The sequence below is a fragment of the Curtobacterium sp. MCBD17_023 genome (genome assembly GCF_003224415.1).
Lineage (GTDB): Bacteria > Actinomycetota > Actinomycetes > Actinomycetales > Microbacteriaceae > Curtobacterium.
This window is the reverse complement of sequence record NZ_QKLJ01000002.1, coordinates 428,785-449,927: the sequence shown is the minus strand read 5'-3', so window position 1 is coordinate 449,927 and position 21,143 is coordinate 428,785. Positions and strand designations below refer to the sequence as shown.

Genomic DNA, 21,143 nt, shown 5'->3' with positions numbered 1-21,143 from the left:
GATCAGACTCCGACTGTCGGGGCGGACAGGACGAACCCGAACGCGGCGAAGACGTCCCCGTCGTGGGACGCCCGGGGGAACGGCTCGGCGCGGAGCTCGAGTTCACCGTCGATGACGGAGAGCGCCAGGATCACCGTGGTGTCGGCGTCGCCGGGGTCGACGGCCAGGGTCGTGCCGTCCTGCAGGGCGACGAGACGCTCCTGACCCCGGCACATCACGAGGGCACGCCGGAGATCGCGGACGTGCCGGAGGGAGACGAGGACGTCGCGCCCGTCGTACCCGACGAGCGGTCGGTTGCCGGACGTCTGCACAGCCCGTCCGGCGGTGGCGCCGTCCACCGTGGTGGCGCCGACGACGCGGTCGACGGACTCCCAGGCGACGCTCGTGGACCCGGTGATGCGCAGCGCCCCCACGGCCGACCGGCGACGGTCGATGCGGGCGACGGGCTCGTCCGGTCCGAGGACGCGGACGTCACGGGGGTCCGGTGCCGGGAAGGGACGGATCCGGGAGGCGCGCTCGGCCAGGCGACGGGCGACACGGTCCGAGCGGGTCGTACCGGACACCGGGGTGGAGGCGTGCGTGAACCGGGTCGACGGGGCGGCCGTCGTCGCCGAACCGGGAACCGAGTGGCCGGTCGTCGGCGGGGCGGAAGCCGCATGCCCCACACCGGACGTCGGTGCCGGTCGGCCGAAGGACAGGCTGAGCCCGGAACCGGAACCGCTCGCCTGCGACTGCCCGCTCGACGCCGGGGACACGTGTGGCGGCGGGGCCGGCGGCCGTCCGACGGGAGAGCCGGTGCCCGCGGTGCCGAGAGCGGGCGACGCATGCGACGCACCAGGCGTTGCGGCGCCGGGACGGGCCTCCTGGCCGGGCGGGGTGGGACGGACGCGCCGGCGGAGGAACGGGTGCCCTGCCGTCATCGCGAGCGGCCGATGCCGTGGTCGGCGCGCAGCCCCGTCAGCCCCGTCGTGTACCCCTGGCCGACGGCGCGGAACTTCCACTCCGACCGGTGGCGGTACAGCTCGCCGAGGATGACCGCGTCGATCATGTGGTTGCGTTCGGACGGCAGCGGGAAGACGAGGAGTTCCCGACCGTCCGGTGTGCTCACCCGGACGGACATCGAGCGCACCGAGCCGAGGTCCTTCGGTGACCGCGGGTCCGGGTCGAGGTAGACCGCGAAGACGATCTTGTCGACCGTGTCCGGGACCGAGGCGAAGTCGACGTCGATCTCCTCCTGGTCGGACTCGTCGAGGTACCGCACCGAGGCGTCCGCGTTCTCGAGCTGGTTGAAGAACACCAGGTCGTCGTCCGACAGCACCCGTCCGTCGGGCCCGCACACGATCGCGACCGGGACGAGTTCCGCGGACGGGCCGCGGCTCGCGATCTGGTCCCACGAGACGCCGACGACCACGGCCGTGAGCCCGGGGTTCTCAGCCGTGACGGCGGCGTTCGCTCCCGGGACGAGCCGCCCGCTCACGAGTCCGCTCCACGCAGACGCAGACCCTCGTCACCGTCACCGAGGCGGTCCCGGAGGAACCGGCCGTGCGAGGAGAGTTCGGCGATCGCGCCGCTCCTGATCTGTTCGTGCATGTCCTCCACCGTCTCCGCGACGACGTCGAGTTGGCCGGCGAGGGTCGCCGTGGCGGTGCTGTCCGGGGTGCGGTCCGACGGGGGCAGGGACCGGTACGTGCGGACGGGCGTGGGCAGGTAGTCGTCGACGACGGCCTGGAACAGGTACCGCTGCTCCGTCGACGCGCCCCGGGCGATCACGGTCCCGGCGGCGTCGCGCAGCAGGTCCTCCACGTGGCGCACCCGCGAGGACACGACGGTCGGGAGGTCGGCCCCGGCGGCGCGCACGAAGGCACGGAGGTCGTCGAGGCCGGCAGCCGCGGTCGCGTCGTCGGCGGCCCCACCCGATCCGCGGACGTCGATGCGTGCGGCAGCAGCGGCCGCCGCCGACGCGGGTGTCTCGGCATCGGGTTCGGCGACACGGCGGTCCGGGTCGTCGTCGTCGCGGCCGAACAGTGCGCGGAGACGGTCACGCACGGGAGTCGACCGCGGTCGTCATCGCGTGACCGATCGCTGGTCGTCGTCGCCCTGGCGGGCCCGCTCCAGGTACGGCTTCGCGCGCTGGATGCCCGACTCGAGCGCCGAGACCGTCGACGACATGTTCTGCGCGGCCTGCGAGCGGAACGAGTCGATCGCGTCCATGGTCTGGAACACGTTGTCGAACGCCTTCTGCAGCGTCTCGACGCTCACACCGGAGTTCGTCGCCTGCTCGTGGATCCGCGTGGTCTGGTCACGGAGCATCTCGCTGGTCTGCAGGATCATCGCGTTCGTGGTGTTGTTCACCGCGTCGATCTGGTCGAGCACCATCTTCTGGTTCGCGAGGGCCTGCGCCACGACGACGGCCGTGCGGAGCGCCGCGATGGTCGTGGTGCGGGCGCGCTCGACGCCCTTGATGAGCTCCGTGTTGTTCTTCCGCACGAGGTCCATGGCCAGGTAGCCCTGCACGGACACGGCGAGCTGCGTCAGGATGTCCTGGTGCCGCTGGCGCACGGGGAACAGCACGTCGGACTCGAGCTTCTGCGCCTCGTCGACCCGACCGCCGTTCCGCAGGCTCTCGATCTTCGACACGGTGGCCGCGTCGAGGGCCTTCGCGAACACGGCGTACTCGCTCAGCTGCTGCATGGTCTCCCACAGCTGGACCTTCTCGTCAGCGAGGGTCGCGTTGTCCTTGCGGAGTTCGTCCTGCCCCGCCATGAGCGACTTGATGATCTTGTCGAGCTGGGTCTGCGCCGACTCGTAGCGCTGGAAGTACTTCGCCAGCTTGTTGCCGCCGGGGATCATGCCGAGGATCTTCCGGCCCGTGCTGAGGTCGGCCTGGTTCGGCGTGAGGTCCTCGACGGTGGAGCGCAGGTCACCGAGGGTCGTCGCGACCTTCACCTGGGCGCCGTCGCCGGTGCGCTTGGCGCCCGCCACCGAGGACTGCGAGCGCTCCAGCATGCGGGACGAGAAGCCACCCGACCGGGCGATCTCCGAGCTCGCGATGGCGTTGATGCCGTCGACCTTCTCGGTGAACGCCGGCGACCGCGGGTCGAGGCCCGCGACCTCGTCCACGAACTCACGGGCCTGGGCCGCGATCTGCGCCTGACGACCGGCGTCCACCGGCACCATCCCCGGAGCATCATCCGGCGTGACGACCTCGGCGGCGTCGGCAGCGCGGAGGACGAGTGCGTCCTGGGACGGGTCGGTGGGCTCCGGCGGAGCGAGCGGTCCGGGCATCGGTGGTCTCCTGTGACGTGGTGGGAGGACGGGGTGGTGCGGAGCGGGCGAGTGTGGTGGCCCGGCGGGTCAGCTGAGGTTGACGCCGAAGTCGGTCGCGACGCCGGCGAGCCCGGACTGGTAGCCCTGGCCGACCGCACGGAACTTCCACTCGGCGCCGTTGCGGTAGATCTCCGAGAAGATCATCGCGGTCTCCGGAGCGGCGTCCTCGGACAGGTCGAAGCGCACGATCTCCGTGCCGTCCTGGTCGAGCACCCGTGAGTAGGCGCTGCGCACCTGTCCGAAGTTCTGGCGGCGGGCCTCACCCTGGTCGATCGACACCACGACGACCACGCGGTCGACGTCGGCCGGCAGGCTCTGCAGGTCGATGACGATCTGCTCGTCGTCACCGTCGCCCTGGCCGGTGCGGTTGTCGCCCTTGTGCTCGACGGAACCGTCCGCGCTGCGGGGCTGGTTGTAGAAGATGAAGTCGGCGTCCGAGCGCACCTTGCCGTCGGCGCCGACGAGCAGGGCCGAGGCGTCGAGGTCGAAGGCCTCGCCGGCGGTGGTGCGCGGGTCCCAGCCGAGGCCGACGGTGGCGACGGTGAGTCCCGGGCTCGTCTTCGTGAGGGAGAGGTTGCCGCCCTTGCTGAGGGAGAGTCCGGCCATGATCGGTCCTTTCGGGTTGGAGGGGAGCGTCAGTCGAGCACGACGCCGTAGTCGGTCGCGACGCCGCGGAGTCCGGTGGCGTAGCCCTGGCCGACGGCGCGGAACTTCCACTCGCCGTCGTACCGGTAGATCTCGGCGAAGATCATGCCGGTCTCCGAGGCCGCGTCCTCGGTGAGGTCGAAGCGGACGACCTCGTTGCCGGTCTCGTCGTTCACCACGCGGCAGAACGCACCACGGACCTGCCCGAAGTTCTGGTGCCGGGCGTCGGCCTGGTCGATGGTGACGACGATGACGACGCGCGCGACGTCCGCGGCCACGAGGTCGAGGTCGATGAGGATCTGCTCGTCGTCCCCGTCGCCCTCACCGGTGCGGTTGTCGCCCTGGTGCACCACGGAGCCGTCGACCGACTGCAGCTGGTTGTAGAAGATGAAGTCGTCGTTCGAGCGGACCTTGCCGTTCGCGCCGACGAGCAGGGCGGAAGCGTCGAGGTCGAACTGCTCGCCCGCGGTCGTGCGCGGGTCCCAGCCGAGCCCGATCATCGCCCGGCGCAGGCCCGGGTCGGTCTTGGTCAGCGAGAGGTTGTTGCCCTTCGAGAGCGAGAGGGTCGCCATCGATCGTCCTTCCGTCGGTGCGGTGCTGCGGTGTCCGGGCGGGTCAGAGTGCGGCTGCCGCCGGACCGACGAGGTCCTGCACGGTCCGGCCGTCGGCCCGCTCACCGATCGCGGTGAAGGTCCATCCTGCTCCCGTGCGGGACACCTTCGCCATGACCATCGCGGTGTGCTGCCCGGAGTCGGTGAGCTGGTAGCGGGCGACCTCGGGAGCGCCGGCCGTCGAGTCGTCGACCACCCGGCAGAACGCGTTCTGCACGTTGTCGAACGTCTGCCGGCTGTAGCTGCTGATCACGAACACGATCTGCTGGACGGCACCGTGCACCGCGCTGAGGTCGATCCGGATGACCTCGTCGTCGCCGTCACCGTCGCCGGTCAGGTTGTCGCCGGTGTGCTGCGCGGAGCCGTCCTTGCTCCGGAGCTGGTTGAACCACACGTAGTCCACCGGCTGGCCGTCGGCACCGAAGAAGATCGCAGAGGCGTCGAGGTCGACGTCGGCTGCCTTGCGACCGAACAGGCCGCGCTTGGTCGTGACGGCGTCCCACCCGAGACCGAGCCGGACGCGGGTCAGTGCGCTCCCGTCGTTCTTCGTGAGCGAGAGCGCTTGGCCCTTCTGGAGGCTGAGACCCATGGCGGTGAACCCTTCGTCGTGGTTGCGGTGGAGCGGTCGCCCCTGGTGTCAGGAGGCGACGGTGACGTGCTGGTCGGCGGGCTGGTGCTCGCCGGTCTTGTGCTTGTTGCGGACCACCGAGGAGATGAACGCGGCGATGATGAACACGACGCCGATCAGGCCGGTGACCACCTCGTTCACCTCGGTGGTGATCGTGATGAGCAGGATCGCCGCGAGGGCACCGATCGCCCAGTGCGCACCGTGGTCGAGGTACTCGAACTCGTCCAGCGTGCCCTGTCGGACCAGGAAGACGGTGAGAGACCGGACGAACAGGGCACCGATGAGGCCGAGGCCGAGCGCGATGATGATCGGGTCGGCGGTGATCGCGAAGGCGCCGATGACGCCGTCGAACGAGAACGACGCGTCGATGACCTCGAGGTAGAGGAACAGCAGGAACGCGGCCTTGCCGGCGACTGTGCCGACCTTGCGCTTGCCGCTGATCCGGTTCGCCTCGGCCACCATCTCGCCGGTGTTCTCGAACGAGTTGCCGTCGTCCTCCGGGTCGCCGACGTCGAACAGCCCGCCGAGACCGGTCACGAGGAAGTAGGTGACGAGTCCGGCGATCCCGGAGACGAGGACGATCGACTGGTGGTCGCCGGCGGTGGTGCCCGCGATCGCGAGGACCACGAGGGCCACGACGACGTTGACCATCGGGAGCTTGCCGATGAAGAGCAGCGGCGCCTCGAGCCACTTCAGCCACAGGATCTCGCGCTCCTCGAACATGAAGTCGAGGAAGATCATGAGCAGGAACATGCCACCGAAGGCGGCGATCTGCGGGTGTGCCTCGTGCAGCAGGTACGCGTACGTGCCGGGCTCGTCGATCGGGCCCTTCTCGAGCGCGAGCTGGACGGCCTCGACGGGGTTGAGCGACGCCGTGACCCCGACGATGAGCAGCGGGAAGAGCACGCGCATGCCGAAGACGGCGATGACGATGCCCACGGTGAGGAACATCTTCTGCCAGAACGGGTTCATCCGCTCGAGGATGCGGGCGTTGACGACCGCGTTGTCGAAGCTGAGGCTGATCTCGAGCACGCCGAGGATGGCGGTGATGATGACCGCGCTCCACCCGCCGTACACGAGCGCCACGGCCAGGGCGATCACGGTGATGGCCAGGGACCACCCGAAGGTCTTCAGGAACACGTGCGCGGATCTCCCCGTGGTGTGTGGTGCGTCGTCAGGGGGACGGCACGGTCGAGCACGCCCCGTTCGGAATGCTACATGCCCAGGGCCGAGTGGCGACGGGGCCACCGGCCGTCCGCGGTGAACGTCGGGTCACGCTTCGCCCGCATGTACTCCTGGAACGAGGTCGCCTGCTCCGAGCACCAGGCGACCTGCTTGCGGTGGAGCTCCTCGGCGCTGATCGCGAGGTCGTCGGGGTACTTCGCGGCGATGGCCTGCGCGACCCGTCCGGCGGCGATGGCGTCCGCGCCGGCGTCGTGCGCGTCGTCGAGCCGGACCCCGTAGCACGCCGACGCGGCCTCGAGCGTGCGCTTGCCCTTGCGGTAGGTGTCGAGCGCCTTGTCCATGACGAGCGGGTCGACGACGTTGCCGATCACGGGGGAGGCGATGCCGTGCCGTTTCGCCTCCCGGTCGAGGACGGTGAGGTCGTACGGGGCGTTGTAGATGACCAGGGGGATCCCGCGGGCGAACACGGCCTCGACCGCGGCGACGATCTCGGCGACGACCTCGCCGGCCGGTCGGCCCTCTGCCCGTGCACGTTCGGTCGTGATCCCGTGCACCGCGGACGCCTGCTCCGGGATCGCGACACCGGGGTCGGCGAGCCACGCACCCTCGACGATGGAGCGCCCGGTCATGTCGATCAGCCCGACGTGGGCGGTGACGATGCGGGCGGTCTCGACGTCGATGCCGGTCGTCTCGAGGTCGAAGACGCCCAGCGCGTGCCACCACGGTCGGGTCGTCAGGTCCTGCGGGGGCCGGGTCGACGGGTCGACGGCGGCAGCGGGGGAGGTCACGCGGCCAGGCTAGCCAACCGCACCGACACGGCGGGACCCGCAGGACGGGTCACGGCGCACGCCGGAGGGCTTCCCTAGACTGGCGCGGATGCAACCGCCCGTGCTGTCCCCGTACCAGTCGCTCCTGGCGGCGACCCCCGTCGTGCACCGCGCGGTCCAGGTCGACGGCCGGACCACGCACTACTGGGAGTACGGGCCGGCGGTCGGCGCCGAGGGCCGTGCCCGCAACGCACCTCCGGCGACCGTGCTCGCGGTGCACGGCTTCCGTGGGGACCACCACGGGCTCGAGTCCGTCGCGGCGCACCTCGTGGCCGGGCACCCGTCGGGCGTTCGCGTCATCGTGCCCGACCTGCCCGGCTTCGGCACGTCGGACCCGCACCCGACCGCGGACCTCGACGCGTACGTCGCCTGGCTCGACGGCTTCCACTCCGCGCTCGGACTCGACCGCGACACCGTCGTCCTCGGGCACTCGTTCGGCTCGATCGTCGTCGCCGCGTCGGTGGCCGCCGGGCTCGACACGCGCCTGCTCGTCCTCGTCAACCCCATCGCCGCCCCGGCCCTGCAGGGTCCACGGGCGATCGGTACGGCCGTCGCGATCGCGTACTACCGGCTCGGCGCCCGGCTGCCCCGCGCGCTCGGCCTCGGGCTGCTGCGCAACCGCGGGATCGTCCGCGCGATGAGCATCGCGATGCTGAAGTCCGCCGACCCGACGGTCCGCCGCTGGGTGCACGACCAGCACGACCGGTACTTCTCGGCGTTCGCGAACCGGACCAGCGTCCTCGAGGCGTTCCGGACCTCGGTCACCTCCGACGTCTCGCAGTTCGCCGACCGGATCGCGGTGCCGGTGCTCATGGTCGCCGCCGAGCGTGACGACATCACGGCCGTGCCGGAGCAGCGTGCCCTCGCGTCGCGACTCCGCGACGCCGAGCTCGTCGTCGTGCCGGAGGTCGGTCACCTCGTGCACTACGAGACGCCGGCCGCGGCGGCCGCGGCGGTCCTGCGCCGGATGGCGGACCCCGCCCCGGGCGCTCCCGGCCGACGGAAGCGGGCGAGCACCCCACGCCGGGCGAGCGCCACGCGCCGACCGACCGCGCCGGAGGGACCGAACGCTCCCGAGGGACCGACCGGTGGCGCTGCGGACCGCACTCGCCGGACGGGAGGCGACCCCTCGTGACGCGCCTGCGCATCGGCATCGACTGCCGGTACGTCCGGATCGGTCGACACGACGGGATCAGCCGCTTCACCGCGGGGATCGCCGCGCACCTGCCCGACCGACACGACCACGTCCTGCTCGTGTCCGACGAACGCCAGCTGGCCTCGCTGCCCGGGGGAGTGCCGTGGGAACGCATCCCGGCGCCGACCGACCCCGGCGAGCCCCTCGTCGCGCGGCACGTCAACCGGCTCGGCCTCGACGCGGTCTTCTCGCCGATGCAGACGATGGGCTCACGCGGGCGCCGGTACGCGCTCGTGCTGACCCTGCACGACCTCATCTACTACCGGAACCGGACGCCACCGCGGGAGTTCGCGTGGCCGCTGCGTCTCGGCTGGCGGGCGTTCCACCTGGCGTGGTGGCCGCAGCGCCTCCTGCTGAACGGGGCCGACGGTGTCGTGACCGTCTCCGGGACGACGGCGGGCCTCATCGCCGAGCACCGTCTCACGACCCGCCCGGTCACCGTCGCGTACAACGCGGCCGACCCGGCCGAGCCACGGGCCGCCGACGGTGGACGGACGAAGTCGCTCGTGTACATGGGCTCGTTCATGCCGTACAAGAACGTCGAGACGCTCGCCGCGGCGCTGCCCCTGCTCGGTCCGGACTGGACGCTGCACTGCATGTCCCGTGTCACCGCCGCCGACCGCACGCGGTTGCAGCGGCTCGCGCCCGCCGGCGCGCTCGTGTTCCACGACGGAGCGACCGACGACGAGTACCTCGCCGTCCTCCGCTCCGCCACGGCGCTCGCGACCGCCTCGTTCGACGAGGGGTTCGGCATCCCGCTCGTCGAGGCGATGGGCGTCGGCACACCGGTCGTCGTCAGCGACGTCCCGATCTTCCGCGAGATCGGCGGCGACGCGGCGGAGTACTTCGACCCGTCGTCACCGTCCGCCGTCGCGGCCGCCGTCCGCCGCCTGGAGGCCCGCTGGGACGCGGCGTCGTCGGCCTCCGTCGCGCAGGCTTCCCGGTTCCGGTGGCAGGACTCCGCCGAGCGCGTCACGCAGGCGGTCGAGCGGGCCGTGGCCGACCGGTCGCGGCGTCGGCGGAGCTGAGGGCGCGGCCGGACCGCTAGCGGCACGCCGGACGGCACGGCGGAGCGGACGGGACGGCGGAGGAGACCGGACGGTCCGACCTGTCAGGGATGACGGGTGCGGACCTGGACGCCCGGGAACACGTCGTCCCCGACCGCCTCGGCAGCGGCGGCGACCGCCGCGAAGCCCACGCCCTGGCCGTGCGTGGTGACGACCACGTCCTGTGCGGCGGGTGCGTCCGACCGACCGTCGGTCGCGTCGGCGAAGACGCAGGTCACCGTGAGCACGCCGCCGATCGCCGCGAGGCCGTCGGCGAGCTCGAGTCGCCGTTGGCTCGTCTCGGGGGAGTCCGAGACCCCGACCCGCACGGCACCGAGGTCGAGCGTCGCCCAGATGCGGACGCCCGAGCCGGAGGAGTCGGCGGACGCGGTGCTCAGGGCGGTCACGAGCGCCCGTCGGTCGGTGGCGGGGAGGTCGGGCTCGGCGTGCACCGCCGCGGTGACGTCGTAGCCCGCGAACGAGGTCTTCTCCGTCCGGGGCGCGTCCACGGCGGCGACGCCCGGCAGCGCGGCGGCAGCGGTCACGAAGCGGCGCCCGTCCGCGTCGGGCTGCGGGAACACGCCGCCGACCCCACGCTGGACCTGGCCGAGGATGACCCCGAGCACCAGGACGAGGACCGCGGCCACCACGACCACGCCGACGACGACCAGGGTCCCGGCCCGGAGCCGTTCGCCGCCCGTGCGGGTCCGGACGGAGGCCGTGTCCGGCCCGAACGTGGCATCGAGGTCGTCGTCGTCGCCCCACGGATCGCGACGGAGGGCGTCGCCCTCCCGGGAGCGGTCGCCGGCATGCCGTCCACCTGCGTTCACTGCCTCACCTCGCAGCGGCGTCCCGGTCGTCGGGCCGCCGTGCACCGGAGGCTAGTCCGACGCTGCCCGGCACGCTCCCCGGATGGGCGGCGTCAGCCTCGGCGCTCGAGCGGGTTCTGGTACTCGAACGCGTACCGGCCCGGGGCGTCCGACAGGTCGTCGATGGGGTCGTCGGAGCGGACCAGTTCGGCACGGAAGCGCTCGGGGTCCCACCGGAAGGTGTGCACCGACCCGTTGCGGATCGGGACCGTCGACCGCTCGACCGTCCCGGGTGCGGCGGCGTCGACGACGGTCCGGATCACCGCGCCGTGGGTCGCGACGACGACCGCGCCGCCGTCGTAGCGCACGGCGATCTCGGCGAGCGTCTCGGTCACCCGGTCGAGGAGCGCCGCGCGGGACTCGCGCCCGGGGACGGCGTCGTGCGGCCAGCGCTCCGCGATCTCGACGTGGGTCAGACCCTCCGCCTCGCCGTAGGAGCGTTCCCGGAGACCGTCGTACGCCGCCGGGGCGGCCAACCCGAGGTGGTCGGCGATGATCGTCCCGGTCTCGAGGGCCCGGGACAGGGGCGACGAGACGACGGCGTCGAACGACCGGCGTGCCAGGAGCGCGGCGGTCTCGGCCGCCTGCCGTCGCCCGGTGTCGTTGAGGGGCACGTCCGTCGACCCCTGGATGCGCCGTTGCCGGTTCCAGTCGGTCTCGCCGTGTCGGACCAGGCAGAGGAGGGTCGTCACCCGTCGATCATCGCAGACGCGGTGAGCCGGGCCGCGAGCTCGACGAGGGTCTCGGTCGTCCCGGCGTCGAGCTTCACCGCGGCACGACGGTCGCTCCGCGTGGCGCCCCGGTTGACGATGACGACCGGTCGCCTGCGCCGCGTCGCGTGGTCCAGGAGCCGGACGCCGGAGTTCACGGTGAGCGACGACCCGACGACGAGGAGCGCGTCCGCCTCGGCGACGATGGACACGGCCTCGCGGAACTTCTCGGCGGGCACGAACTCGCCGAAGAACACCACGTCGGGCTTCAGCACGCCGCCGCACACCGTGCAGTCCGGCACGCGGAACCGCTCGACGTCGGTGATCTCGACGTCCCCGTCCGGCTGCAGCTGCACCGTCCCGGGCTCGTCGATCCAGGGGTTGTCACGGTCGAGCACCGCGGCGAGGTCGGCGCGGGAGAAGACCTGCCCGCACGTCAGGCACACCGCCCGGTCCATCGAGCCGTGCACCTCGACCACCCGACGCGATCCGGCGCGCAGGTGCAGCCCGTCGACGTTCTGGGTGACGATGCCGCTCACCACGCCGGCCTGTTCGAGCTCCGCGAGCGCGCGGTGCCCGTCGTTCGGGCGTGCCGCGGCGAAGGTCCGCCAGCCGAGGTGCGACCCGGCCCAGTAGCGCTGCCGCTTGGCGGGGTCGGCGAGGAACTCCTGGAAGGTCATCGGCTTGCGGACCACCCGGCCTGCTCCGCGGTAGTCCGGGATCCCGGAGTCGGTGCTGACACCCGCGCCGGTGAGCACGGCGATGCGCTTGCCCTGCAGGACCGCGACCGCCTGCTCGAACGCGGCAGCGGTCGCACCGGTCGTCGCGGTGTCGTCCGTCGCGCTGTCGTCCGTCGCGGTGTCGTCCCCCGCGGTGTCGTCCGCAGTGCCGTCGCTCGTCGCCATCGTGTCCACGGTACCCTCAACCGCCGAGCGTCCCCGGGCCTTCCCCGTGCGGGCGCCGCCCCGGACCGGGACCCGCGCCGCCGCGCCCGAGCCGGACCACCACCGCCCTCCCGACCGGAACGAGCACCGTGCACCCCGTCCGCATCGACTCCCTCGACGACCCGCGCCTCGACGACTTCGCGCGCCTGACCGACGTCGCGCTCCGACGGGTCACCGAGCCCGAGGGTGGCCTGTACATCGCCGAGTCGAACACCGTCATCGAGCGCGCGGTCCGGGCCGGTCACGTCCCGCGGAGCGTGCTCGTACAGGAGAAGTGGCTCGACAGCGTCCTGCCCCTGGTCGACGGGCACGACGGCCCGGTGTTCGTCGGGTCGGACGCCCTCCTCGAGGAGCTGACCGGCTTCCGGATGCACCGCGGGGCGATCGCCGCGATGCACCGCCCTTCGCTGCCGTCCGTGGCCGACGTCGTCCGCGACGCACGCCTCGTGGTGGTCCTCGAGGACGTCGTCGACCACACGAACGTCGGCGCGGTGTTCCGCAGCGTCGCCGGGCTCGGTGCCGACGCGGTGCTCGTCAGCCCGCGGTGCGCCGACCCCCTGTACCGGCGGAGCGTCCGGGTGAGCATGGGCACCGTGCTGCAGGTGCCGTGGACACGCATCGGGGAGTGGCCGGCGGCGGGCGAGGACCTCCGCGCCCAGGGTTTCCACGTGGCCGCGATGGCGCTCACCGACCACTCCGTCGACCTGGAGGCCTTCGTCGCGGACGTCCCCGAGCGCGTCGCGCTCGTGATGGGCACGGAGGGCCAGGGCCTGACGCCCGCGGCGGTCGCCGCCGCGGACACCACCGTGCGGATCCCGATGCACCACGGGGTGGACTCGTTGAACGTGGCCGCGGCGAGCGCCGTCGGTCTCTGGGCGGTCGCGCACGCGCAGCGCTCGCGCTGACCGGTGCGGTCCGTCGGCCGACCCGACAGGCGACCGGAGGGCCCGAGGCGCCACGCGCCGACGGCGGCGGGTCCCAGGGACGCGCCCCGGGCCTCCAGTACGATCCGGTCTCGTGCCGAACGTCGTCCGCCGCCCCCGCTCCGCGCTCCGGAGGCCCGTGACGCTCGGCGTGGTCGCCGTCCTCCTGCTGGCCGCCGCGTTCCTGGCCGCGGCCGCCCTCGTGCCGTTCGCCCCGGCCACGGCGAGCACCGCGACCTACGAGGCACCCAGGGTGCGCGCGCCGGAGCTCCGGTTCCCGGACTACGGTGCCACCGCTGTCGAGGCCGAGGGGTTCCCGGAGAGCCTCACGACCAGCGGGGACCGGCACCAGCGGTCGATCGCGAGCATCTCGAAGATCGTGACGGCGCTCGTCGTGCTCGAGCAGAAGCCCCTCCCGGTCGGGAAGCAGGGGCCGTCGGTCCGGTTCACGCCGGCGATGGAGGCGTTGTACGCGGAGTACGCGGCGCTGAACGGTGAGGTCGCCCCGCTGCCGGCCGACGGGCGGATGTCCGAGTACCGGGTGCTGCAGGTGGCGCTCATGGAGTCGGCGAACAACTACGCGGGGTCACTCGCCCTCTGGGCGTTCGGGTCGATGGACGCCTACCGCGCCGCAGCCGCGACGTGGCTCGACGACCACGGGCTGGACGACACCACGATCGTCGAACCGACCGGCCTCGACCCACGGAACCGGTCGACGGCGACCGACCTGGTGGACCTCGGGCAGCTCGCGCTCGCGGAGCCGGTGGTCAAGGAGGTCGTCGGCACGGCGTCGGTGACGGTCCCGGGCGTCGGCGAGATCGAGAACTCGAACAAGCTGCTCGGCATGGACGGTGTCGAGGGGATCAAGACCGGCACCCTCGACGAAGCGGGTGCGTGCCTGCTCTTCGCCGCCACTTACGAGCGTGGCGGCCGACCGGTGACCGTCGTCGGCGCCATGCTCGGCGGGGTCGACCACGACGCGCTCGACGCTGACGTCCGTCGGCTGCTGCACTCGGTCGCGGACGACTTCCACGTGGTGACCCTGACGAACGAGGGACAGACGTTCGGCACGTACACGGCACCGTGGCAGGACGAGGTCGACGCGACCGCGAGCCGGGCGGCGTCCGTCCTGGTGTGGGGGAGCACGACCGTCTCGGCGGAGACGACGCTCGAGCCGGTGACGCTCGGTGCGGCGGGCGAGCGCGTCGGCCGCGTGCGGTTCACCGTCGAGCACCACGACCCGGTCACGGTGCCGCTCGAGCTCGACGGGTCGATCGATGACCCCGGCGTCTGGTGGCGGTGGACGAACCCGTTCCGCGGCGTGGAGCTCGACCCGGGCGCCCTGGTCGGCTAGCGAGCGGCGCTCGCTCCGGGTCCCGCCCTCGGCCGTGCTCAGTCGCGCCGGGTCACCGGCTGCAGGGTGGTCCGCTTCGCCGTGACGCCGTCACCGGAGGACGTCCCGCGCACGCGTCGCACGACCCAGGGCACGAGGTACTCCTTCGCCCAACCCAGGTCTTCGACCCGCGCCTCCCGCCACGGTCGGGCGGCGAGCGGCTCCGGCACCGACGGTCCGAGTGCGTGCGGGACACCGAGCGTGTCGAGCACGGCGGCCGCGACGGTCGCGTGCCCGAGCGGCGAGTGGTGCAGCCGGTCCGGCGCCCACATCCGCGGGTCCCGGAGGACCCGGAGCGCCCAGAGGTTCGTCACGAGTGCGCCGTGCTTGAGTGCGATGGCGTGCAGGTGCTCGTTGTAGACCGCGGTCTTCCCGCGGACCATGCCGAGCACCGGCGTGGTCCCGACGTCCGGTCCGGTGAAGAGCACCACGGTCGCACCGTCCCGGCGGAGCTGCTCCACCATCCCGTCGTACCGTTCGGCGAGCTCGTCCGGGTCGGAACCGGGACGGATGACGTCGTTCCCGCCCGCGGACACCGTGACGAGGTCCGGTCCGAGGGCGAGGGCCGCCTCCACCTGCTCGTCGACGATCTGTCGGAGCAGGCGCCCCCGCACCGCGAGGTTGGCGTACGCGAAGTCCTCGTCCGTGCCGTCCGCGAGCGCGTCCGCCACGCGGTCGGCCCACCCGCGGTGCCCGCCGACGGACGTCGGGTCCGGGTCGCCGATGCCCTCGGTGAAGGAGTCACCGATCGCGACGAACCTGGTCCAGGGATGACGGTCTGACACGCCTGGCGACCGTACTCTCGTCCCATGACCTCGTCCACCCCGCTCGAGCAGCGTCCCTGGTCCGTGCCGGACGAGCTCCTCGCCCGCATCGCCGACCGTGCTCCCCGGTACGACGCGGACAACGCGTTCTGCGTCGAGGACCTCGACGAACTCCGACGGGCCGGCTACCTGCGGATCGGCGTGCCCGTCCGGGACGGAGGCTCGGGGCTGGGTCTCCGGGCGACCGCAGCGGTCCAGCGGACGCTCGCCGAGGCGGCACCGGCGACGGCCCTCGGGCTCGGGATGCACCAGGTGTGGGTGCAGGCCGCCCGCGCCGTGTCCGCCAGGGGCGGGTCGTTCCTCGACACCGTCACCGACGCCGCTGCAGCGGACCGACTCCTCGCGTTCGGCGTGAGCGAGCCCGGCAACGACGCGGTCCTGTTCGACTCGCGCACCGTGGCCGAGCCGGACGGCGCCGGCGGCTACCGCTTCACCGGCACGAAGGTCTCGACGTCCCTGGCGCCCGCGTGGGACGTGCTGAGCGTGTTCGGCAAGGACACGTCCGGCCCGGAGCCCCGGCTCGTGCACGGCTTCGCGCTGCGCGGCGACGGTGGCGTGCGGCACCTCGACGACTGGGACACCCTCGGCATGCGGGCCACGCAGAGCCGGACGACCCTGCTCGGGGGGCTGCACGTCCCCGCCGACCGGATCGTGCGCGTCCTACCCGTCGGACCCGTGGCCGATCCGCTGGTCTTCGGTGTCTTCGCCGCGTTCGAGCTGCTCGTCGCGTCCGTATACGTCGGCATCGCCTCGCGTGCGGTGACGCTCGCGGTCGAGCGGGTGGCCGCCCGCACCGCGGCGGACGGGACGGCCCGCTCTGCCGACCCGGACGTCCGTCGTGCCGTGGCCGCGATGCGGAGCGCGACCGACGCCGTGCACCTGCAGGTCGACGCACTGGCGCGCGACGTCGACGACCTGGTGGACTCCGACCGCTGGTTCCCGCTGCTCGTCGGGACGAAGGCCCGTGCCGTGGACACCGCGCAGCACGTGGTGGACGAGGCGATGCGCGTCGTCGGCGGGTCGGCCTTCCGGTCGACCGACGAACTCGCCCGCCTGGCCCGGGACGTCCGCGCCGGCCAGTACCACCCGTCGACACGGGACTCGGCGATGCGGACGATCGCGGCGGCCGAACTCGGTCCGCTGCCGCGGTGAACCGGCAGCTGCGGTGTCGGCGGTCCGTGCGACCATGACCCGGTGAGCAAGCAGGACGGACGCAACCGGATCGTCTCCGACACGCCCGTCGACGACCGCTCGGCGACGGTCCTGCACGTCGACATGGACGCCTTCTTCGCCTCCGTCGAACTGCTCGACCGCCCGGACCTCGTCGGCCTGCCGGTGATCGTCGGGCACGACTCCGACCGCTCCGTCGTCACGGCCGCCACCTACGAGGCCCGCCGGTACGGCATCAACTCGGCGATGCCGATGGCGGTCGCGAAACGGCGGTGTCCCGCCGCCGTCATCGTCGAGCCGCACTTCGAGAAGTACAGCGCCCGCTCCGCGCAGGTCATGCGGATCTTCGACCGCTTCACCCCGCGGGTCGAGCGGCTCGGCATCGACGAGGCGTTCCTGGACGTCGCCGGGGCCCTCCGCCTGTACGGCACGCCGTGGCAGATCGGCGCCGAGATCCGCCGCACCGTGTTCGCCGAGACGGGCCTGCACTGCTCGGTGGGTGCCGCGTCGACGAAGTTCGTCGCGAAGCTCGCCTCGAGCCGCGCCAAGCCGGACGGCCTGCTCGTCGTCCCGCACGCCGACACCGTCGCCTTCCTGCACCCGCAGCCGGTCTCGGCCCTGTGGGGCGTCGGGGGCAAGACGCAGGAGACGCTCGAGCGTCGGGGGATCCACACCGTGCGGGACCTCGCGACGACCCCGCTGCCGTCCCTGGTGTCGCTGCTCGGTCCGGCCGGTGGACAGCGGTTGCACGACCTGGCGTGGGGCCGGGACCCGCGCACGGTGGAGGCCGGGGTCGGTGAGAAGTCGATCGGGCACGAGGTCACGTTCGGCCGTGACCTCACCGAGCGGGACGACGTGGCGCGGGAACTCCTCCGACTCGCCGAGAAGGTCGCGGTCCGGCTCCGACGCGCCGAGGTCCAGGCCCGGACCGTCGCGCTCAAGGTGCGGTACACCGACTTCACGACGCTCACCCGCTCCCGCACCCTCGCCGAGCCGAGCGACGTCGCCAAGCGGATCCACCGGGAGGCCGTCGAGCTGTACGACGTCCTGCACCGTCCGGGCAACCGGATCCGGCTCATCGGCGTCCGCGGCGAGAACCTCGTGCCGGCGGCCGCGAGCAACGCGCTGTGGGACGACGACGCGCCGTGGCGTGAGACCGAGACGACCGTCGACGCGGTCACCGCGCGCTTCGGTGCCGGTGTCCTGCGTCCCGCGTCCCTCGTGCGCGGGTCCGGCGGCGGTCCCGGCCCGAGCACGCCGCGGGCGCCGCACGCCCGGCAGGACTGACACGTGTCGGGCGACCGCGTGCCGGTACACTCGGGTGGAGTGAGCGCAGCGGAGAACATCGAGCACCAGGAACCCGCCGAACTCCCGATCGACGGGCTGTCCGACGACCACCGCCCCACCGGACCGGCGGCGATCGCCGAGGTCGCGGGCAACGCGGCGGCCGAGCACCTGTCGCCCGCCTTCCCCGAACGTGCCGCATGGGGCACCGCCTCGAAGCTCCGCGCCTGGCAGGTCGAAGCGCTCACGAAGTACTTCGAGAAGGAACCGCGCGACTTCCTCGCCGCGGCGACCCCCGGCGCCGGCAAGACCACCTTCGCGCTGCGCCTGGCGACCGAGCTCCTCGCCCGCGGCACCGTCGACCGCCTGGTCGTCGTCGCGCCCACCGAGCACCTGAAGCGGCAGTGGGCCGACGCCGCCGACCGCGTGAACATCCGGCTCGACCCGATGTTCAAGAACGGCGACGGCATGTTCGGCCGGCACTACCAGGGCGTCGCGATCACCTACGCGCAGGTCGGCATGAACCCCGAGGTGCACGAGCGGATCACCGCGGGCGGCAAGACCCTCGTGATCCTCGACGAGGTGCACCACGGCGGCGACGCGCTGACGTGGGGCGACGGCATCCGGCAGGCGTTCACGAAGGCCACGCGCCGACTGTCGCTGTCCGGCACGCCGTTCCGGTCGGACACGGCGCCGATCCCGTTCGTCCAGTACGCCCCGGACGAGCAGGGGGTCCGCACCTCGATCTCGGACTACAACTACGGCTACGGCCGGGCACTCAAGGACGGCGTCGTCCGCCCGGTGCTGTTCATGGCCTACGCCGGGCAGATGCGCTGGAAGACCCGGATGGGCGACGAGATGGCCGCCTCGCTCGGCGACCCCGTCACGAAGGACATCACCGCGCAGGCCTGGCGCACCGCGCTGTCGCCGGAGGGCGAGTGGATGCCCGCCGTGCTCTCGGCGGCGGACAAGCGCCTCACCGAGGTGCGCCGTGGCGTGCCGGACGCAGGCGGGCTGGTGATCGCGACCGACACCACGACCGCCCGGGCGTACGCGCGGATCCTGCAGCGCATCACGGGGGAGCGGCCGACCGTGGTCCTGTCCGACGAGGCCGCCGGGTCGAGCCGGATCCAGTCCTTCGCCGAGGACACCTCGCGGTGGATGGTCGCCGTCCGGATGGTGTCCGAGGGCGTCGACGTGCCGCGGCTCTGCGTCGGCGTCTACGCCACGAGCGCGAGCACGCCGCTGTTCTTCGCCCAGGTCATCGGCCGCTTCGTGCGCGCCCGACGCCGCGGCGAGACCGCGTCGGTCTTCCTGCCGAGCGTGCCCGGGCTGATGGCGCTGGCCGCCAGCCTCGAGCTGGAGCGCGACCACGCCCTCGACCGCCCGAAGGACGCCGAGGACGGCATGTACAACCCCGAGGACGCCATGGTGGCGGAGGCGAACAAGGAGGACCGGGCCTCCGAGAGCCTGCTCGACGTGCAGCCGTTCGAGGCGCTCGACTCGCAGGCGTCGTTCGACCGGGTCCTCTATGACGGCGGCGAGTTCGGCACCGGCGGCGAGGTCGGGTCGCTCGAGGAACTCGACTTCATCGGCATCCCCGGGCTGCTCGAGCCCGACCAGGTGCGGGACCTCCTCCGCGCCCGGCAGGCGACCCAGGCCAAGCGCTCGAAGGGCCGCGTCCCGAAGGACGGGACGCCCAAGGCGCCCGAGCCGGTGGACCGGCCGATGTACATGACGATCAAGGAGCAGCGGTCGGAACTGCAGCGCCTCGTCTCGATCTGGTCCCGGCACGCGAACGAACCGCACGGGTCGATCCACGCCGAGCTCCGTCGGATCAGCGGTGGTCCGCCCGTCGCGCAGGCGAGCATCGAGCAGATCCAGAAGCGCATCGACATCCTCCGCTCCCGCATCGGCGGCCGACGGTGACCCGCGCGTGATCGAGCCGGTCGACGACGACCGCACCTGGTACGTCAAGCGCGACGCGGACTCCTCACCCGAGGCGATCATCGACCGCTTCGGGGGCGGCTACCGGCTCCGGCGGTTCTCCCTGCACGAGTCCCGTCGCACGCAGCACGGCGTGTACACCGGCCGCGAGGTCGCCGAGACGGCGTGGTGGCGCCTCCGCGACGGCCGCAGCTGACCCGTGGACGATCCAGATCGGGACCGGATCGGCCGCACAGGTGCGGCGCTGATGACGGGGAGGGGCCGGATCGGGTAGACCGGAGGAATGGCAGACTCCATCCCCCACGTCCTCGTCCTCGGCGGCGGCTCGGCCGGCTACACCGCGGTCAAGCAGCTCCAGAAGCACGCCGCCTCGGTGCCCATGCGCATCACCCTCGTGGACCAGAACACGTACTACACGTACCTGCCGTTCCTGCCCGAGGTCGCCGGCGGTCACATCGCCCCGAAGGACGTCACCGTCGAACTCCGACGTGCGCTCCGCAAGACCCGGGTCATCCAGGGCAAGGTCACCGGGATCTCCTCGGCCGACAAGACGGTCTCCGTCGCGACGGCCGGTGGTGACGACCGGTCCTTCGAGTACGACCACCTCGTGGTGGCACTCGGCTCGGTCACCCGTACCTTCCCGACGCCCGGCCTCGACGAGGTCGGCGTCGGCTTCAAGACGGTCGAGGAGGCCGCGTACGTCCGCGCCAAGCTCCTCGACAACATCGCGAAGGCCGCCGCCACGCGCGACGAGGACGAGCGTCGTCGCCTGCTCACGAGCATCTTCATCGGCGGCGGCTACACCGGCGTCGAGGCGATCGGTGAGCTGTTCGACGTCTCCCAGGCCGCGATCGCCACGTACCCGTCGCTCGCCGGCGAACAGCCGCGCTGGGTGCTCATCGACGCCCTCGACCGGGTCGCCCCCGAGGTCGGCCCCGAGCTGTCGAAGTGGACCCTCGAGTCCCTCCGTGCCCGCGGCATCGACGTCCGCCTCAAGACCACCATGCCGAGCTGCGAGGGCGGGATCGTCAAGCTCTCCGACGGTGACGAGTTCGCCACCGGCCTGCTCGTCTGGACGGCCGGCGTCAAGCCGAACCCGCTCCTCGACGCCACCGACCTGCCGCGCGGGCCGAAGGGGCACCTCGCCGCCAACGCGAAGCTCCAGGTCGAGTCCGAGGACACGCACGAGGTCGTCCCGGGCGTCTGGGGCCTCGGCGACGTCGCCCAGGTCCCGGACCTGACGGCCGAGAAGCAGCCGGCGTACTACCCGCCGAACGCCCAGAACGCCGTCCGGCAGGCCGTCGTCGTAGCGGACAACATCGTCGCCTCGATCACGGGCAAGCCCCTCGTGGAGTACCGCCACCCGTCCATCGGCACGGTCGCCTCGTACGGTGTCGCCAAGGGCGCGGCGAACATCAAGGGCATCAAGATGACGAACCTGCTGGCGTGGATGGCGCACCGCTCGTACCACGTGTACGCGATGCCGACGTTGAACCGCAAGGCGCGCATCGTCATCGGCTGGGTGACCGGTGCGGTCTCCGGCCGCGACGCGACCTCCCTCATCAAGGAGACCGACCCGCGGCAGAACTTCGTGGACGCCGCGAAGAGCTAGCAC

Annotated in this window: 22 protein-coding genes; 9 read left to right on the top strand and 13 right to left on the bottom strand. The window is 72.4% G+C overall.

Going from position 1 to position 21,143, the window contains the following annotated elements; all coding sequences use genetic code 11:
- Positions 1-2: 2 nt before the first annotated feature.
- The 9 genes from DEI84_RS04730 to DEI84_RS04690 all read right to left on the bottom strand — a co-directional run bounded on the left by DEI84_RS04730 (position 3) and on the right by DEI84_RS04690 (position 7,184).
- Positions 3-665, bottom strand: coding sequence for a hypothetical protein (locus tag DEI84_RS04730; protein WP_146236308.1), 663 nt, complete (start codon positions 663-665; stop codon positions 3-5).
- Between the two features lie 251 nt (positions 666-916).
- Entirely contained in the window at positions 917-1,477 is a 561-nt protein-coding gene (locus tag DEI84_RS04725) for a TerD family protein (protein WP_110889847.1), read from the bottom strand.
- Entirely contained in the window at positions 1,474-2,046 is a 573-nt protein-coding gene (locus DEI84_RS04720) for a hypothetical protein (RefSeq protein WP_110889846.1), read from the bottom strand. The genes DEI84_RS04725 and DEI84_RS04720 overlap by 4 nt, the downstream gene beginning before the upstream one ends.
- Positions 2,047-2,064: 18 nt before the next feature.
- Positions 2,065-3,285: a toxic anion resistance protein gene (locus tag DEI84_RS04715; RefSeq protein ID WP_110824994.1), complete on the bottom strand. Its 1,221-nt coding sequence runs from the start codon at positions 3,283-3,285 to the stop codon at positions 2,065-2,067.
- Between the two features lie 69 nt (positions 3,286-3,354).
- Positions 3,355-3,933 (bottom strand): TerD family protein, encoded by a 579-nt coding sequence (locus tag DEI84_RS04710; protein WP_110824993.1) that lies wholly within the window; start codon positions 3,931-3,933, stop codon positions 3,355-3,357.
- A gap of 29 nt (positions 3,934-3,962) precedes the next feature.
- Positions 3,963-4,544: a TerD family protein gene (locus DEI84_RS04705; RefSeq protein WP_110824992.1), complete on the bottom strand. Its 582-nt coding sequence runs from the start codon at positions 4,542-4,544 to the stop codon at positions 3,963-3,965.
- Positions 4,545-4,587: 43 nt separating this feature from the next.
- Complete coding sequence (locus tag DEI84_RS04700; RefSeq protein WP_110824991.1) at positions 4,588-5,172, bottom strand: TerD family protein; 585 nt, start codon at positions 5,170-5,172, stop codon at positions 4,588-4,590.
- A gap of 48 nt (positions 5,173-5,220) precedes the next feature.
- Positions 5,221-6,351, bottom strand: coding sequence for a DUF475 domain-containing protein (locus tag DEI84_RS04695; RefSeq protein ID WP_110889845.1), 1,131 nt, complete (start codon positions 6,349-6,351; stop codon positions 5,221-5,223).
- 74 nt (positions 6,352-6,425) lie between these two features.
- Positions 6,426-7,184, bottom strand: coding sequence for a 3'-5' exonuclease (locus tag DEI84_RS04690; protein ID WP_375342308.1), 759 nt, complete (start codon positions 7,182-7,184; stop codon positions 6,426-6,428).
- 88 nt (positions 7,185-7,272) lie between these two features.
- Between DEI84_RS04690 and DEI84_RS04685 the strand changes: the two genes are divergently transcribed.
- Entirely contained in the window at positions 7,273-8,358 is a 1,086-nt protein-coding gene (locus tag DEI84_RS04685; protein WP_110889844.1) for an alpha/beta fold hydrolase, read from the top strand.
- Between the two features lie 5 nt (positions 8,359-8,363).
- Entirely contained in the window at positions 8,364-9,446 is a 1,083-nt protein-coding gene (locus DEI84_RS04680) for a glycosyltransferase family 1 protein (RefSeq protein WP_110825211.1), read from the top strand.
- 83 nt (positions 9,447-9,529) lie between these two features.
- On the opposite strand, the gene DEI84_RS04675 is transcribed toward DEI84_RS04680, so the two are convergent.
- The 3 genes from DEI84_RS04675 to DEI84_RS04665 form a co-directional block, all read right to left on the bottom strand.
- Positions 9,530-10,294, bottom strand: a complete 765-nt coding sequence (locus tag DEI84_RS04675) for a hypothetical protein (RefSeq protein ID WP_146236307.1) — start codon at positions 10,292-10,294, stop codon at positions 9,530-9,532.
- Positions 10,295-10,386: 92 nt separating this feature from the next.
- Positions 10,387-11,025, bottom strand: a complete 639-nt coding sequence (locus DEI84_RS04670) for a histidine phosphatase family protein (protein ID WP_110824987.1) — start codon at positions 11,023-11,025, stop codon at positions 10,387-10,389.
- Positions 11,022-11,948: an NAD-dependent protein deacetylase gene (locus DEI84_RS04665; protein ID WP_110824986.1), complete on the bottom strand. Its 927-nt coding sequence runs from the start codon at positions 11,946-11,948 to the stop codon at positions 11,022-11,024. Before DEI84_RS04665 ends, DEI84_RS04670 begins: the two co-directional genes overlap by 4 nt.
- A gap of 128 nt (positions 11,949-12,076) precedes the next feature.
- Here DEI84_RS04665 and DEI84_RS04660 point away from each other — a divergent pair, with 128 nt between their 5' ends.
- Positions 12,077-12,892: an RNA methyltransferase gene (locus DEI84_RS04660; protein WP_110889842.1), complete on the top strand. Its 816-nt coding sequence runs from the start codon at positions 12,077-12,079 to the stop codon at positions 12,890-12,892.
- Positions 12,893-13,004: 112 nt separating this feature from the next.
- Complete coding sequence (locus DEI84_RS04655) at positions 13,005-14,264, top strand: D-alanyl-D-alanine carboxypeptidase family protein (protein WP_146236306.1); 1,260 nt, start codon at positions 13,005-13,007, stop codon at positions 14,262-14,264.
- Positions 14,265-14,302: 38 nt separating this feature from the next.
- Here the strand turns inward: DEI84_RS04655 and DEI84_RS04650 are convergent, their stop codons facing one another.
- Positions 14,303-15,088 carry an SGNH/GDSL hydrolase family protein gene (locus DEI84_RS04650; protein WP_110889840.1) on the bottom strand — a complete coding sequence of 262 codons (786 nt, stop codon included), beginning with the start codon at positions 15,086-15,088 and terminating at the stop codon, positions 14,303-14,305.
- A gap of 24 nt (positions 15,089-15,112) precedes the next feature.
- On the opposite strand from DEI84_RS04650, the gene DEI84_RS04645 reads away from it, so the two are divergent.
- From DEI84_RS04645 to DEI84_RS04625, 5 genes are all read left to right on the top strand, one after another.
- Positions 15,113-16,279, top strand: a complete 1,167-nt coding sequence (locus DEI84_RS04645; RefSeq protein ID WP_110889839.1) for an acyl-CoA dehydrogenase family protein — start codon at positions 15,113-15,115, stop codon at positions 16,277-16,279.
- 42 nt (positions 16,280-16,321) lie between these two features.
- Positions 16,322-17,584 (top strand): DNA polymerase IV, encoded by a 1,263-nt coding sequence (gene dinB, locus DEI84_RS04640; RefSeq protein WP_110889838.1) that lies wholly within the window; start codon positions 16,322-16,324, stop codon positions 17,582-17,584.
- A gap of 96 nt (positions 17,585-17,680) precedes the next feature.
- Positions 17,681-19,510 (top strand): DEAD/DEAH box helicase, encoded by a 1,830-nt coding sequence (locus DEI84_RS04635; protein WP_181420355.1) that lies wholly within the window; start codon positions 17,681-17,683, stop codon positions 19,508-19,510.
- Between the two features lie 7 nt (positions 19,511-19,517).
- Positions 19,518-19,724: a hypothetical protein gene (locus tag DEI84_RS04630; RefSeq protein ID WP_110824978.1), complete on the top strand. Its 207-nt coding sequence runs from the start codon at positions 19,518-19,520 to the stop codon at positions 19,722-19,724.
- An 87-nt stretch (positions 19,725-19,811) separates the two neighbouring features.
- Positions 19,812-21,140, top strand: coding sequence for an NAD(P)/FAD-dependent oxidoreductase (locus DEI84_RS04625; protein ID WP_110824977.1), 1,329 nt, complete (start codon positions 19,812-19,814; stop codon positions 21,138-21,140).
- Positions 21,141-21,143 lie beyond the last annotated feature (3 nt).

Coding starts and splice junctions, on each gene's coding strand:
- DEI84_RS04715 (WP_110824994.1), bottom strand. CDS start 3,285: ATGCCCGGACCGCTCGCTCCGCCGGAGCCCACCGACCCGTCCCAGGAC.
- DEI84_RS04710 (WP_110824993.1), bottom strand. CDS start 3,933: ATGGCCGGACTCTCCCTCAGCAAGGGCGGCAACCTCTCCCTCACGAAG.
- DEI84_RS04705 (WP_110824992.1), bottom strand. CDS start 4,544: ATGGCGACCCTCTCGCTCTCGAAGGGCAACAACCTCTCGCTGACCAAG.
- DEI84_RS04700 (WP_110824991.1), bottom strand. CDS start 5,172: ATGGGTCTCAGCCTCCAGAAGGGCCAAGCGCTCTCGCTCACGAAGAAC.
- DEI84_RS04685 (WP_110889844.1), top strand. CDS start 7,273: ATGCAACCGCCCGTGCTGTCCCCGTACCAGTCGCTCCTGGCGGCGACC.
- DEI84_RS04665 (WP_110824986.1), bottom strand. CDS start 11,948: ATGGCGACGAGCGACGGCACTGCGGACGACACCGCGGGGGACGACACC.
- DEI84_RS04645 (WP_110889839.1), top strand. CDS start 15,113: ATGACCTCGTCCACCCCGCTCGAGCAGCGTCCCTGGTCCGTGCCGGAC.
- DEI84_RS04625 (WP_110824977.1), top strand. CDS start 19,812: ATGGCAGACTCCATCCCCCACGTCCTCGTCCTCGGCGGCGGCTCGGCC.